Source organism: Streptomyces sp. NPDC005898 (assembly GCF_040629635.1).
Classification (GTDB): Bacteria; Actinomycetota; Actinomycetes; order Streptomycetales; family Streptomycetaceae; genus Streptomyces.
The window spans coordinates 1-14,428 of record NZ_JBEXWC010000011.1; the positions used below are offsets into that span (position 1 = coordinate 1).

8 protein-coding genes are annotated in these 14,428 nt (G+C 72.5%); 2 read left to right on the plus strand and 6 right to left on the minus strand.

Annotated elements, in window-relative coordinates:
* Window positions 1-101 precede the first annotated feature (101 nt).
* The 6 genes from ABZ385_RS16710 to ABZ385_RS16735 all read right to left on the minus strand — a co-directional run bounded on the left by ABZ385_RS16710 (window position 102) and on the right by ABZ385_RS16735 (window position 11,361).
* Window positions 102-1,580: an MFS transporter gene (locus ABZ385_RS16710; RefSeq protein WP_358584366.1), complete on the minus strand. Its 1,479-nt coding sequence runs from the start codon at window positions 1,578-1,580 to the stop codon at window positions 102-104.
* A 22-nt stretch (window positions 1,581-1,602) separates the two neighbouring features.
* Window positions 1,603-2,370 (minus strand): alpha/beta fold hydrolase, encoded by a 768-nt coding sequence (locus ABZ385_RS16715; protein ID WP_358584390.1) that lies wholly within the window; start codon window positions 2,368-2,370, stop codon window positions 1,603-1,605.
* A 38-nt stretch (window positions 2,371-2,408) separates the two neighbouring features.
* Complete coding sequence (locus ABZ385_RS16720; protein WP_358584367.1) at window positions 2,409-3,422, minus strand: LLM class flavin-dependent oxidoreductase; 1,014 nt, start codon at window positions 3,420-3,422, stop codon at window positions 2,409-2,411.
* A 109-nt stretch (window positions 3,423-3,531) separates the two neighbouring features.
* Window positions 3,532-5,196, minus strand: coding sequence for a fatty acid--CoA ligase (locus tag ABZ385_RS16725; protein ID WP_358584368.1), 1,665 nt, complete (start codon window positions 5,194-5,196; stop codon window positions 3,532-3,534).
* 84 nt (window positions 5,197-5,280) lie between these two features.
* Window positions 5,281-10,992, minus strand: a complete 5,712-nt coding sequence (locus ABZ385_RS16730; RefSeq protein ID WP_358911951.1) for an SDR family oxidoreductase — start codon at window positions 10,990-10,992, stop codon at window positions 5,281-5,283.
* A gap of 33 nt (window positions 10,993-11,025) precedes the next feature.
* Entirely contained in the window at window positions 11,026-11,361 is a 336-nt protein-coding gene (locus ABZ385_RS16735; RefSeq protein WP_358697916.1) for an acyl carrier protein, read from the minus strand.
* Between the two features lie 239 nt (window positions 11,362-11,600).
* Between ABZ385_RS16735 and ABZ385_RS16740 the strand changes: the two genes are divergently transcribed.
* Window positions 11,601-13,241: an aldehyde dehydrogenase family protein gene (locus ABZ385_RS16740; protein WP_358584371.1), complete on the plus strand. Its 1,641-nt coding sequence runs from the start codon at window positions 11,601-11,603 to the stop codon at window positions 13,239-13,241.
* 31 nt (window positions 13,242-13,272) lie between these two features.
* Window positions 13,273-14,412, plus strand: a complete 1,140-nt coding sequence (locus ABZ385_RS16745; RefSeq protein WP_358911953.1) for an acyl-CoA dehydrogenase family protein — start codon at window positions 13,273-13,275, stop codon at window positions 14,410-14,412.
* Window positions 14,413-14,428 lie beyond the last annotated feature (16 nt).

The following is a 14,428-nucleotide window of genomic DNA, read 5'->3' on the forward strand; positions in this document are numbered from 1 at the left end:
CCCTTCGGGGGGGGGGGGGGGGGCCTGGCGCCGGGGGGGGCCCCCGCCCCCCGCGGCGGGGGCCCCCCCGCCGTGGGGACCGCCCGTTTCCGGGCGCGCGGTCAGACCTTTTCGGCCTTGCGCGGAAGGAACTGCACCAGGATCGCGACCAGGACGCAGACACCGGCCTGGGCGTACAGGCTGAGTCCGAACCCGTCGGTGTAACCCTGCGCCGAGGGGTGCTCGCCCACCTGGTTGAAGAAGATGACGCCGATCACCGCGATGCCCAGGGCGTTGCCCATCTCCTGCCCGGTGGAGAACACCCCGGAGGCCGCCGCCGCGTGCCCGGGCGCCACGCCTTCGAGGACCAGGGAGGTGAGCGGGGCGACCACGAGGCCCATGCCGAAGCCGCAGACCACCATGGCCGGCACGCACCAGCCGACCGAGCCCGTGGTGCCGAGGTGGGAGGCCGTCTGCGCGAAGGCGATGTCACCCGCGGCCACGACCAGCGCGCCCAGCGCGAGCGCCTGCCGCCCCAGCTTGGCGGCGAACTTGGGCGCCATCGCCGAGGCGACGAAGAACCCGAGGCCCAGCGGCACGAAGAGCAGGCCCGACTCCAGCGCCGAGGTGCCGCGCCCCTGCTGGAGGTAGAGCGCGAGGACCAGGAAGAAGGACGCCATCACCGAGAAGTACACGAGGATGGTGACGGACCCGACGGTGAACGCGCGGTCCCGGAACAGGGACGGGTTGACCAGCGGCGACTTGGCGCCCGCCGCGAGCCTGCGCTGGCTGACCCAGAACGCGGCGAGCAGCGGTACGGCCGCCGCCATGCACAGCCACGTCCAGGCCGGCCAGCCCTCCTCGCGGCCGATGACCAGCGGCAGCACGACCGCGGTGAGTCCGGCCGTGACCAGCAGGACACCGACCAGGTCGATCCCGGTGCGGCCCTCGGACTTCGACTCCGGCACCAGCTTCGGGGTGAGGACGAGGACGAGGACGCCGATCGGCACGTTGATCAGGAAGATGGTCCGCCAGTCCCAGCCGAACACGTCGGCCTTGATCAGCAGACCGCCGATCAGCTGCCCGAAGACGGCCGCCGCGCCGAGCGCGACGCCGTACGCGTTGAACGCCACGGCCCGGTGCTTGCCCGCGTAGGTGGTCGTCAGGATGCCGAGGACCTGGGGGATGACCAGGGCGGCGGCGGCGCCTTGAACGCCGCGGGCGACGATCAGCTCCGCCATGTTCTGGGCGATGCCGCAGGCGAACGAGGCGAGGGTGAAGACCGCCACGCCGACCGAGTAGACCCGGCGCCTTCCGTAGATGTCGCCCAGCCGGCCGCCGGTGATCAGCAGCGCGGACAGGCCGATGGTGAACGTGACGGCGATGAGCTGGATGTCCGCCGCCGTGGCGTGCATGTTCGCCTGGAGCGAGGGGATCGCCACGTTGACGATGAAGAAGTCGAGGTTCGTGACGAAGAGGCCGGCCAGGACGACCAGGAGCGCCCCATAGGAGGGCTTGGCCGCCGTGGCCTCGCCCGGCGGTGCTGCCTCTGGCACGAGGAGTGGGGCCTGTACGCCCGTGAGTTCCGCTTCGGTGGTCATGACCGACCTTCCTGACTAGGGCTCAGCGCGCCGAGGCGGCGACGAGCCGCTGGAGCCGCTGGGCGAAATGCGTGGTGACGGCCTCTGCGTGGCTGTCGATGTAGAAGTGGCCGCCCGGGTACTCGCTGTGGCCCAGGTAGCGCGGGCTGCGCTCGGCCCAGTGCGTCATGGCGTCCGGGCGCTCCATCAGCGGGTCGGACGCGCCGCCGTAGGAGACCAGCGGGCAGCTGGTGCCCGCGCCGTCGTCGACGTACTGGGCGGCGACCCGCAGGTCGGCGCGGAGCGCGGGCACGACGAGGGCGAGCATCTCCGGGTTGTCGTAGACCGCGGCGGGGAACGACCCCAACTTCTTGATCCACTCCACGAGTTCGGGGTCCGGCATCCGGCTCTGCTCCTCCGTCGGCTGGAAGAAGCCCTCGGGCGACCAGCCGGACATGCCGACCAGCAGCGGCGAGGGGCCGCTCTCGGCCTCCATGCGGATGGTGAGCCGGAACGCCAGCTGCGCGCCCAGGCAGTGCCCGAAGAACGCGAAGGGCCGCTCGTCCAGGTCGTCGAGGACGGCCTCGTGGAGCGCGTCGAGCAGCGGCTCCCACTCCTCGTAACTCATCTCCTCGCGGCGGTTGTGGCGCCCGGGCAGGGTCACCGCCTGCGGGGCGATGTCCGCGGGCAGCAGCCGCTCCCAGTCGCGGTAGATGATGGCGCCGCTGCCCGCGTGCGGCAGCATGAACAGCCGTACGGAGGCGTCCTGCGACGGCTCGGCGGGGTGGAACCACTCGCCCGCGGCGGACATCTCCTGGCCCAGGGCGGTGGCGGTGGCGGTGGCACTGGTCACGACTGTGTTCTCCCAACGTTCGTGGTCTCCCCGATGGCGCGTACCGCGGGCAGCAGCACCTCGGCGATCTCCTTCAACTGCGGCTCCGGGTCGAGCGAGCCGACCCGGATGACCAGGTGGCGGGCGCCGGCGCGCACATAGGCGCCGAGCCACTCGGCGCAGCTCTCGGCGCTTCCCCAGCCATAGGCCTGGATGGCCGACATCTGCTCCAGGGAGCGCCCGTAGTAGTGCTCGATGTAGTGCTCCAGCTCGGCCTTGGCCGCCGCCTCGTCGCGGTTGACGGTGACCGTCGCGTACAGCGCGGGCGTCACCGCGTCCGGGGCGCGGCCCGCCGCCTCGGCGAGTTCGGCGATCCGGGCGCGGGCCCTGCCGTACGCCTCGGCGTCGGGCAGGAACGGCAGCCAGCCGTCGTACTTCTCGGCGACCCGGGCGAGCACCTTCGGGGTGTCGCTGCCGGCCAGCCACAGCGGCGGGCCGCCGGGCGAGGCCGGCTTGGGCAGCCGCTCCAGGCGTTCGGCCTGCCAGAACCTGCCGTCGAAGTCGCAGGGGTTGCCCTCCTCGCCGGAGCGCCAGGCGGTGCGCCACAGCGCGGTGATCTCGTCCAGCCGCCCCACCCGCCCGGCGAAGGACGCCCCGACCGAGGCGAACTCCTCCTCGGTCTCGGGCATCGGGAAACCGGAGCCGAGCCCGAGCACCAGCCGGTCGGCGGCCACGTGGTCCAGGCTCGCGATCATGTTGGCGCCGATGAGCGGGTGGCGCAGGGCGGGGGTGAGCGCGGCCGTGCCGACCGTGATGCGCTTGGTGGCGGCGGCGGCTGCGGAGAGCACCACCAGCGGGTCCAGGCGCGGCCGGGCGGTCAGCGAGTCGCCCGCCCACAGCGAGTCAAAGCCGAGCGCCTCGGCCTGCCGGGCGAAGTCGAGCAGCGGGGCGGCGGCGTAGGTGCCGTTGATGGCCTGCTCCCGGGTGGGCAGCAGGATGCCGATGCGCAGGGGCCCGGCTGATGACTGCATGGGGTACTCCGTTTCGTGGGGGTCCGCTGGTGCGTCTGGTCCGTGCGTCTGGTCCGTGCGTCCGGTGGGTGCGTCCGGAGGTGTACGTCTTCGGCGTGCGGCCCGTGCGTCAGGCGTGCTGGCGCTGTGGCGGCAGCGACGCCTGCTGCGCCGAGGCGCGGCGCTGGACGGGCAGGCTCAGGCGTTCGGTCGTCGGCGGCGCCTCGGCACTCAGCCGCTCCCGCACGGCGCGTCGCAGGATCTTGCCCGAGGGGTTGCGCGGCAGGTCGTCGGCGAAGTGGAAGGCGCTCGGGATCTTGTAGTCGGCGAGGTGTGCGCGCAGCGCGACGAGCAGTTCGCGGGGTTTGACGGTGGCGCCGGGCCGCAGGACGACGACGGCGTGCACCGCCTCGCCCCAGTGCGGGTCGGGCAGTCCGACGACGGCGGCGTCGGAGACGGCCGGGTGGGCGGCGAGCGCCTTCTCGACCTCGGCGGGGTAGATGTTCTGCCCGGCCACGATGATCGTGTCGTTCATGCGGTCGCGCAGGTACACATAGCCGTCCTCGTCGAGGTAGCCGGCGTCGCCCATGTGCAGCCACTCCCCCACGATCGTGCGCTCGGTGGCCTCGGGGAGGTTCCAGTAGCCGAGCATGCGGGAGGGGGTGCGGATGCATATCTGGCCGGTCTCGCCGGGCGGCAGGCTCTCGCCGTCGGGGCCGATGACCTTCACCTCGTTGCCGGGGCAGGGTCTGCCGACCGACTTCAGGAGCCGGGTGCCGGGGCGGTGCGCCTCGGGGGGCAGGCAGACCGCGACGCTGCCGGTCTCGGTGCTGGCGTATATCTGCGCGAACTCGCAGCCGAACACCGCCAGGCAGCGTTCGAGCAGCGGCTCGGACATCGGCGCCGCCCCGTAGGCGATCTTGCGCATCGAGGCGAACGCGGCCGGGCCCGCGCCGCGTTCGGCCATCATCATCTGGAGCATGGCGGGCGCCGCGAAGGTGATGGTGACCCCGTGCTCCCGGATGAGCCGCACCGCTTCCTGGGGGATGAACTGCGGCATGATCACGCTGGTGGCACCGGCGTTGAAGGTGTGCATGAACCAGCCGATGCCGGCGATGCCGAAGCCCGGCAGGGAGATCAGGCTGACGTCGTCCGGCAGCCAGTCGAGCCAGTTCGCGTCGTGCTCGCGCATCGCGGCGGGCAGGGTGAAGAAGCTGCGGTGGGCGAGGACCGCGCCCTTGGGCAGGCCGGTGGTGCCGCTGGTGTAGATCTGCACCACCGCGTCGTCGGGTCCGGTGCCCGGCTCCAGGTCGGTGGTGGGGTGGTTGGCGTACCAGGCGGGCAGCCCGGTGCCGCGCGCCGGCTCGCCCTCGCTGTCGGTGCCGTCGACGCGCACGATCGTGCGCAGCCCCGGCAGTTGCGGCTTGACGCGGTCGGCGGTCTCCCAGAACTCGTCGTCGACGAAGAGGAGCACGGCGCCCGAGTCGCGCAGGATGTGGTCCACCTCGCCCTGCGTGAGGCGCCAGTTGACCGGGACGAGGACGGCGCCGGCCTTCGCGCAGGCGAGGATCGTGAGGTAGTAGTTCTCCGACTCGCGGCCCAGGTAGGCGATCCGGTCGCCCGGTCCGATGCCCGCGTCGCGCAGGGCGTGGGCCGCGCGGTTGCTGTCCCGGTGCAGCTTCCCGTACGTGGTGGTGCGGCCTTCGCAGATGATCGCCGCGTGCTCGGCCCGGCTCCCGGCGTGGGCCCGTGAGGTACGGGTCAGCGTCCAGTTGGTTGCGGTGTGGTTTTCCACAGTGGTCTCCCCGCTGCATGGGACATCGGTGGGTGTCATGAGGAATGGATGCCGTGATGGGGGGTGGCTGGCGGACGGTCCCGGTCAGGGGTGCTGCTGGGTGGCCGGGGCCAGGCGTCCGTCGAGGAACTCGGTGAGCCTGCGGACCGTCGGGTGGTCGAAGGTGAGCGAGGCGGGCAGCGGCAGCCGGAACTGGGTCTCCAGGCCGCTCTTGACGGTCTGGGCCATCAGCGAGTCCAGGCCGAGCGAGACGAACTCCGCGTTCGGGTCGAGGTCGTCGTCCGCGTCCATGTGCAGCGCGGCGGTGACCTTCTCGCGCACGGCCGCGCCGATCAGGGCCTCGCGTTCGGGCTTCGGCAGGGCGGCGAGCGCGCTCAGGTCGATCCCCGTGCCGTCCGCGCCGCCCTGCTCCTGCCGGGCGAGCCGGTCGTAGAACGCGTCGTCCACGCCGCCGCCCCCGACATAGCGCGCCCAGTCGAACTCGCCGACCACGCGGCGGCTGCCGGGCCGCTGCCAGAGCCGGGCGAGGGTGTCCAGCGCCCGGGTCGGCGAGAAGAAGTGGACGCCGCTGCGGTCGATCTCCTGGGCGAGCTGCTCGTCCAGCCGGGCCGACATGCCGACCCTGGCCCAGGCGCCCCAGTTGACGGAGAGGCCGGGCAGGCCCCGCAGGCCGCGCCACTCGGCGAGGGCGTCGAGCCCGGCGCTGGCGGCGGCGTAGTGGCCCTGGGTGGCGCCGCCGAGGACGGAGGCGATCGAGGAGTACGCCACGAAGAAGTCCAGCTCCGGGAAGAACTCCTCGGCGGCCTCGTGCAACAGCCAGCCGCCGTACGCCTTCGGGGCGAGCTGGGCGTCGATGGACTCCCAGGTCAGCTCGGCGATGAGCTTCTTGTCGAAGGAGCCGGCCGCGTGCACCACGCCGCCGACCGGATGCGCTCCCGTCGCGAGCCGCGCGGCCAGTTCCCGCACGTCGTCGGCGCTGCTCACATCGGCGCGCACGATGTCGACCCGCGCCCGCTCGGACAGTTCGGCGAGCACCGGCGCCGCCTCTTCGGTGGCCTGCCCGCCCCGGCTGACCAGCGTCAGGTGCCGGGCGCCGAGCGCGACCAGCTTGCGGGCGGTGACCAGGCCGAGGCCGCCGAGGCCGCCGGTGACGAGATAGGTGCGGTCGGGGCGGACGCGGGCCGCGGCGGGCTCGTTCTCCGGGCCGCCGGGCACCTCCACCCACACCTCGTGGGTGCCGGCGGCCGCGGTGCGCAGCGCCTCGCCGATCTCCTCCAGGCGGAAGGCCGTGGCCCCGCCCCGGCTCACGCCGCGGGCCGCGCCGGGGGCCAGGGCCACCTCGGTGGCGGGGACGGTGAGGGTGGCGCGCAGGGCGCCGTCATGACGTACGTAGACCTCGTCGCCGGCGGTGAACGCCGCCTCGGCGCCTGCGGCGACGACCGTCCCCGCGGCCAGTGAGCCGAGGACGGGACCGGAGCCGTCCACCTGCTCGCCGTCCAGCGCCGTGCGGGCGTCGGCGGCGGTCAGGGCGACCGAGGCGACCCGCACCTGGACCTCGCCGGCGGCGGGGGCGCGGTCCTCGACGGGGGCGAGGGTCAGGTCGGAGAGGTCACCGGAGCCGGGGGTGCGCAGGGCGAAGCCGCCGGGCCAGGTGCGGGTGGTGTCGCCCGGCAGCAGCCTGCGCACGTGGCGGTGGCCGGCGCGCAGGGCGACCTGGTACTCGCCGGGGGCCTCGGCGCGGCACTCGTCGAGCAGCGCCGACAGGCCGGTGCCGGGCTCGATGTCGACCAGCGTCGCGCGGTACTGCGGGGACTCGGTGAGCAGCACCCGGCCGAAGCCCCACAGGGTGGCGGCGGCCAGGTGCGCGCCGTCGCCCGGCCGGTCGCCGGGCAGCCGCTGGGCGCCCTCGGTGACCAGCCACAGCCGGGGCGGCCGCTGTTGCGCCGCCGCGTCCAGGACGGTCAGCAGGCCCAGCAGGTCGCGGTAGTTGTGCTCGCACTCGGCGCGCATCAGCTCGGCCGACATGGTGCCGGGCAGCCGCCGCCAGTTCCAGCAGACGTCCGTGACGGAGGTGTCCTCCAGGGCGCTCTTCAGCGCGGCGGTGTCCGGGACCCGCGTGACCCGGGGGCCGGCGCCGTCCGGAGCGCCGATGTCGTCGGGGCCGCCGAGGAGCAGGACGTGCCGGGGGGCGGTGCCCGCGGCCAGGGCGGGCAGGGCGCGGCGCACCCACTCCGGGCGGTGCAGGAACTGCCGCTTGCCCGCGGCGCCTTCGGGGCGGGCGAGGGTGACGCCGGTCAGCTCCAGGACGGGCCTGCCGTCCTCCACGACGAGGATGTCGGCCAGGCGCCGGTCCTGCTCGGTGGTGACGCGGGCGACGACGTCCAGGCGCTCGCCGCGGGGCTTCTTGAAGTGCCGTACGGAAGCGATCTCGCGGGGCAGGAACACCGGGCCCTCGGGGTCGAGGGCGACGGCGGCCTGCACGGCGGCCTCGACCAGCTCGGCGGGCATCTGCTCGACGGCGGTGGTGCCGCGGCAGGTCAGCCGCGCGGAGTGGCCGCCTCCCTCGTGGCGGGCCGCGCTCACCAGGGCGCGGGTGCGCGAGCCGTGCGGGCGGCCCACCGAGGCGAGGTCGGTGTAGAGGTCCTCGGCGTCGCTCTCCAGGACGGCGGGGCCGAGGAGGAGACCGGCGAGCCGCGGCTCGTCCTGGTCGTCGTCCTGAGCGGCGCCGAGCACGGCGGTGGCGTGCACCAGTTCGGTGCTGTCCTCGCCCCCGGCGGGGTCGGTGACGGTCAGGACCGTCACGTCGGCGCCGCCGTCGGGGCGCGGCCGCAGCCGGGTGGTCAGGGTCAGGGGCGTCTCGGCCTTCAGGGTGAGCGGGGTGGGCAGCCGCAGTTCCCGCAGGGCGGCGCGGGTGTGGCCGTGGACGGCGTCCTGGAGCGCGAGCAGCAGGTCGACGTAGGCGCCGGCGGGCAGGGTCGTGCGGTCGCCGTCGGCGAAGTCGGCGAGCGCGCCCAGCTCCTCCACGGTGAACTCGGCGGTGAATTCCCGCAGCGAGCCGTCGCGCGGGGACTCGGTGCCGAGCAGCGGGTGGTGGGCCGCGGCGCCCTGCGTGCCGCTCCGGCGCGGGGTGACCTGGGGCAGCCAGTAGCGCTTGCGCTGGAAGGCGTAGGTGGGCAGGCCGATCTTCGCGGGGACGGCGCGCCCTTCGTGGTAGCCGTCCCAGGAGACGGGCAGGCCCGCGGTGTAGTACTCGGCGAGGGCCCGCAGTGTGGTGTCGCCGCCGCGGTCACGCCGGCGCAGGCTGGCCAGCCACAGGTGGTCGGCGACGGGCAGGGAGCGCTGGGCGAGGGCGGTCAGCGCGGTGGAGGGGCCGATCTCGACGAGGGCGTGCCGGCCGCGCCGGGCCACCGCGCGGATGCCGGCCAGGAACTGCACGGGCTCCCCGATGTGGCGCACCCAGTACTCGGGGGTGCCGATCTCGGCGAACCGGGCGAGCTTGCCGGTGACGTTGGAGATGAGACTGATGGCCGGCTCGTGGAAGGCGATGGTCTCCAGGGCGGCGCGGAAGTCGTCGTAGACCTCGGCCATGAGCGGCGAGTGGAAGGCGTGCGAGACCGCCAGCCGGTCGACGCGCACCCCTTGTGCGGCCAGCTGCCCGGTGACCTCGGCGAGCGCCTCGGAGCCGCCCGAGATCACGCACTGGTCGGGGGCGTTGGCGGCGGCGAGCGCCAGGTCGGGGTGGGGTGCGAGGAGCGGCAGCACGTCCTCGGCGGGGGCGGCGACGGCCGCCATGCCGCCCTCGGCGCGCACGGCCTGCATGAGCCGGGCGCGGGCGGCGACGAGTGTGACGGCGTCGGGGAGGCTGAACAGGCCCGCCACCGCGGCGGCCGCGGCCTCGCCGATGCTGTGCCCGATCAGCACGTTCGGGCGCACGCCCCAGGACATCCACAGCTGGGCGAGCGCGTACTCCAGGGTGAACAGGGCGGGCTGGGTGAACTCGGTGCGGTCGATGGCCTCGGGGTCCTCGGCGCCGCCGACGACGAGGTCCCGCACCGAGCGGTCCAGGTGGGCGGAGAAGAGCCGGTCGCAGGTGTCGACGTGGTCGCGGAAGACGGGGAAGCGCTCGTAGAGGGCGGCGCCCATGCCCGCGTACTGCGAGCCCTGTCCGCTGAACATGAACGCGACCTTGCGGATGCCGGCCGGGCCCTGGTGGTCGCGCTCGGCGGCCTTGTCCAGGAGCTTGGTGAGCGCGGCGCGGTCGGTGACCGGGCCCGCGAGGCGGTAGGGGTGGTGGGTGCGCGCGACGTTGCCGGTGTAGCAGAGCGCATCGACTGCAACGGCGGGGTCGGCGGCGAGCAGCCCGCGGTAGTTCTCCACCTGTTCGCGCAGGGCGGCGGCGGTCTTGGCGGAGAGGGTGAACATGGGCGTGGCGGGGGCCTCGGCGGGCTCCTCGTCCGGTGCGGTCACGGCGGGCGACTGCTCCAGGACGACCGCGCCGATCGTCCCCGCGAAGCCGAAGCTGTTGACGACCGCGCGCCGCACCGGCGCCTTCCACGGCTCGCACGCGGTGGGCACCCGCACCGGGTACAGGTCCCAGGGGATGCGGCCGGAGGGCGTGTCGAGGTTGAGGTGCGGGTAGATCGTGGCGGATCTGAGCTGGAGCACCGACTTGATGACGCCGACGATGCCCGAGGCGGGCTCCATGTGGCCGAGGTTGGTCTTCACGGAGCCGACGAGCAGCGGGTCGCTCTTGGTGTGCGAGTCGGCGAAGGTGTCGCCGATGGCGCCGAACTCGATGGGGTCGCCCAGCGGGGTGCCGGTGCCGTGCGCCTCCACGTACTGGATGTCCTTCGGGGCGAGCGCGGCGGCGGCGAGCGCGGAGCGGATCACCTTCTCCTGCGCGGGGCCGTTGGGCACGGTCAGGCCGGCGCTGTCGCCGTCCTGGCCGACGGCGGTGCCCTTGACCAGGGCGAGGACGGTGTCGCCGTCGCGGGTGGCGTCGGACAGGCGCTTGAGCACGAGGATGCCGCAGCCCTCGGCGCGGGCGTACCCGTCGGCCGACTCGTCGAAGGTCTTGCACTGCCCGTCGGGGGAGAGCATCTGCGCGTTGGAGAACATCACGGGGATGCGGGGGTGGTGCAGGGCGTTGACGCCGCCGCACAGTGCGATGTCGGTCTCGCCGGCGCGCAGCCCCTGGACGGCGACGTGCAGGGCGGCCAGGGACGAGGAGCAGGCGGTGTCGATGCTCATGCTCGGGCCGCGCCAGCCGAGGAAGTACGACAGGCGTCCCGAGAGCGGGAACATGGTGATGCCGGAGGCCAGCAGGCCGTCCAGTTCCTCGTAGGGCAGGGAGTCCAGTTCGAGGGCGTAGTCGATGGAGCTGGCGCCGATGTAGACGCCGCCGTTGCCGCGGCGCAGCGGGGCCGGGTCGATGTTGGCGTGCTCCAGGGCCTGCCAGGCGGTCTCCAGCAGCATGCGCTGCTGGGGGTCCATGTACTGCGCCTCCTTCGGGGAGATGTTGAAGAAGGCGGCGTCGAAACGGTCGATGCGGTCGAGGAATCCACCGGACGTCGTGTGAATCTTTCCCTTATCGTCCGGGCTCTGCGGGGTGAATGCCTCGACGTCCCACCGGTCGCCCGGAATGGGGCCGATGCCCGAGCGCCCCTCGCGCAGGAAGGCATCGAATTCGTCGAGCGAATTACTGCCGCCGGGGAATCGCAGGCCGACGCCGACGATCGCGATCGGTTCGGGCGCCCGGTCGGACACCTGATGGTTCTTGGATTCCTCGTGCGGCATTGATCGTCTCCTTCTGTCCAGGGCCCTGGTGGATCAGTTGGTGCTGGGTATCGCGCCGGCCATCGCATGGGTCGGGTCGCACACGGCGTCGACGAGGTAGTCGAGGAGCCGGCCGACCGTGGGCTCGTTGAAGAGCACGTTCGCGTTGATGGAGAGGTCGAGGATCCCTTCCAGGGTCCGCCTCATCTCGGTCAGCTTCAGCGAGGTGAGGCCGAGGTCGAAGTAGCTGATGTCGAGGGGCAGGTCCTCGGTCTCGTCCATGAGCAGAGTTGCCCTGAACTGGCCGACGAGCAGCCGCTCCAATTCCTCGGTCAGTTCTGGCCGGGGGAGTTCCCTGAATTGCTCAAGTGTCATGTGTTCGGGAGACATGGAGCCATGAAAGCAATGAAGGCTGACGCCTCACTGACGTCGCGCGCGTACCACCCGGACCCCGCACTCAGTCCCTCTTTCCGGTTCTGCTCGCGGGGTTGGCTCAATCGGTGCGCATAGCAGCGATCAGTACGGCGTCAGCGCCGGGTCAGATCGGGCTGCCACGATCGAGATGCTTCGAAACAAGAGCTGATCAGATCGGATTCCACTCGGAGAACCCCCACCCCGAAAGGCTGATAATGCTGCGCGGCGCCATACAGGAGAAAAGTGCTCCGGCACACTCCGCACTCAAGAGCTATGACCTCTACATCGCGGGCAAGGACGTCGCGGGTGACGGGTGGGTCTACACCGTCAGCGGGCGCTCCCTGCTCGAAGACGTCTTCACCAGCGTGAGCCTCAAACGCACGCTGGAACAGGACCCCGAATCCGAGGCGGCCAACCACCCGTACGTGGTGGGCCGTTGCGCGATCGCCGACGACTCCGCCATCGACCTGGCCACGCAGGCCGCGGCCGCGGCGGCGCCGGACTGGGCGGCCGTCCCGCAGGAGCGGCGGATGCGCCTCGGCACCCGGTTCCGCGAGGAACTCATCAAACACCAGGACGAGTTCCTGGACATGCTGGTCGCGGAGTCGCACCCGGTGAAGCTGGCCCGCTGGGAGCTGAGCTGCCTGCTGCAGATCTACGCCCCCGGCAGCCTTCGCTGGTACGCGAAGCAGATGCGCGTCGAGAAGGAGTACGGCGGGCGCAAGCTGATCCTGCAGCGCCAGCCCGACGGCGTGGTGGCCTTCAACCCGCCGCAGAACGCCCCGCTGCCCAGCGCCGCGCTCTCCGTCCTCGCCCTGATGGCCGGCAACGCCGTCGTGGTGCGGGCGCCGCGCAGCATCGCGCTGTCCACCATGTGGCTGCTGCGGGACATCGTCGCGCCGATCCTGGAGGAGTTCGACGCGCCTCCCGGTGTCCTGAACGCGGTGTGCAGCAACCCGAAGCAGACCATGGACCGGTGGGTCACCGACCCGCTGATCAACGACATCTTCTACATCGGCGGCAGCCAGGAGGGCCTGCGCTTCGAGCAGGCCTGCGTGGCCAACGGCAAGAAGCCGATCCTGGAGCTGGCCGGCAACGACGGCATCGTGGTCTGGAAGGACGCCGACGTGAAGTGGGCGGCCGAGGCCATCACCGAGTCGTTCTTCGGCTCCGGCCAGATCTGCATGGTGCCCAACTACATCCTGGTGCACCCCGCGGTCGCCGATGCCCTCATCGCCGAGGTGAAGGAGCAGGTCAAGACGGTCAAGCCGGGCTTCCCCGAGGACGAGGACGTCCTGCTCTCCCCGGTGCGCCGCAGCGAGCGCTTCTTCCGGCTGCTGCGCCAGGCCCTGGACAACGGCGCCGAGCTGGTCACCGGCGGCAACCGCACGGAACTGGACGGCACCCCCTCGGAGACCGGCGTCTTCCTCCAGCCCACCGTCGTGCGCGTGGACGGCCTGGACCGCGCCCGCACCTACGACGTGGTGCGCGAGGAGACGTTCTTCCCGCTCATCCCGGTCATCGTGCCGGAGGCGGACAACGACGACGCCCTCCTGGAGGACTTCCTCCGGTTCGTCAACTCCAACGAGTACGGGCTGCGCAACTCCCTGTGGTCGCGCTCCGACCACGTCATCGACACCTTCGTGCGCCGCGTCGTCAACGGCGGCCTGCTGAAGGTCAACGACTCCCACATCGGCTTCCTGCCGTACCTGCCGAGCCACGGCGGCACCGGCCGCACCGGCGGCGCCTTCGGCGAGGCCAACTACCCCATGCTCAAGACCTCGCACGTGCAGGGCGTCAGCATCGCGCGCGACGTCAGCCCCTACCAGGCGGTCTTCGGCGCCTTCGACGACTGAAACCCATCCCCTCTCCTTCGGAGGTTGTCACGTGCGTACCCTCGATGCCGCTCGGGCCGTCTGCGAGCGCTACCACCCCGGCCTGCTCAAGGAACTGGAGCAACTCCCCTACGCCGAACGGGAGAAGCCCGGCAGTCCGATCATCGATCTCTTCCGCATCCACGGCGGGGTCGGCCTGCTGATACCGGAGAAGTTCGGCGGCCACGGCGCCGGCCCGCTGGACGCGCTGCACACCCAGCTCGCGCTCGGCGCCCTGTCGCCCTCGCTCGTCGCGGCGGTGTCCATGCACCACTTCACCGTCGCCATGCTCTACTCGCTGGCCGTCGAGAAGGGCCGGCTCACCGACGCGCAGACCGATCTGCTGCGCCGGGTCGTCCCCGACCAGCAGGTGATGGCCTCCGGCTGGGCCGAGGGCCGCACCGAGCAGAACATCCTCACCCCCGCGGTCACCGCCCGTCCGGTCGAGGGCGGCTACCTGCTCTCGGGCTCCAAGAAGCCGTGCAGCCTCTCCGGTTCGATGAGCCTGCTCACCGCGAGCATCGCCATCCACGGCCTGGAGGGCGACCCGGAACTGGCGCTGGCCCTGGTGCCCGCCGACGCGCCCGGCCTGTCCGTGCACCCCTTCTGGGGCAACGACCTGCTCGCCGCCGCGGAGAGCGACGAGGTGCGCCTGGAGGACGTCTTCGTACCGAAGGACATGGTCGTGCGCGCCGGGGCCGAGGACCCGGGCCGCCTGGACGACCTCCAGACGGCCGGCTTCGTCTGGTTCGAGATGCTCATCACCGCCGGGTACCTGGGCAGCGCCGCCGCCCTGGTCGAGCAGGTCCAGGAGCGCGAGCGCGGCAGCATCCAGGAGCGGGCCGCCCTCGCGGTCGAACTGGAGGCCGCCCTCTCGCTGCTCGAGGGCGTGGCCCGCGCGATCGGCCCCGAGCCGGGCGACGAGGCGTCGGTGGCCCGGGTGCTCGTCGCCCGCTACGCCGTGCAGAACGCGCTGCCCCGCATCACCTCGCACTCCCTGGAACTCCTCGGCGGCCTGGACTTCATCCGCTCCTCCGAGCACGCCCTCGCGGCCGCCGCGTCCGCCGCGATCGCCTTCCACCCGCCCGGCCGGGGCGCCGCCGCCGAGCCGCTCCTGCGCTACTTCGACGGGGGCCCGCTGGTCCTCGCCTGACGCAGCCCTTGACCGC

Coding starts and splice junctions, on each gene's coding strand:
- ABZ385_RS16710 (WP_358584366.1), bottom strand. CDS start 1,580: ATGACCACCGAAGCGGAACTCACGGGCGTACAGGCCCCACTCCTCGTG.
- ABZ385_RS16715 (WP_358584390.1), bottom strand. CDS start 2,370: ATGTCCGCCGCGGGCGAGTGGTTCCACCCCGCCGAGCCGTCGCAGGAC.
- ABZ385_RS16720 (WP_358584367.1), bottom strand. CDS start 3,422: ATGCAGTCATCAGCCGGGCCCCTGCGCATCGGCATCCTGCTGCCCACC.
- ABZ385_RS16730 (WP_358911951.1), bottom strand. CDS start 10,992: ATGCCGCACGAGGAATCCAAGAACCATCAGGTGTCCGACCGGGCGCCC.
- ABZ385_RS16735 (WP_358697916.1), bottom strand. CDS start 11,361: ATGTCTCCCGAACACATGACACTTGAGCAATTCAGGGAACTCCCCCGG.
- ABZ385_RS16740 (WP_358584371.1), top strand. CDS start 11,601: ATGCTGCGCGGCGCCATACAGGAGAAAAGTGCTCCGGCACACTCCGCA.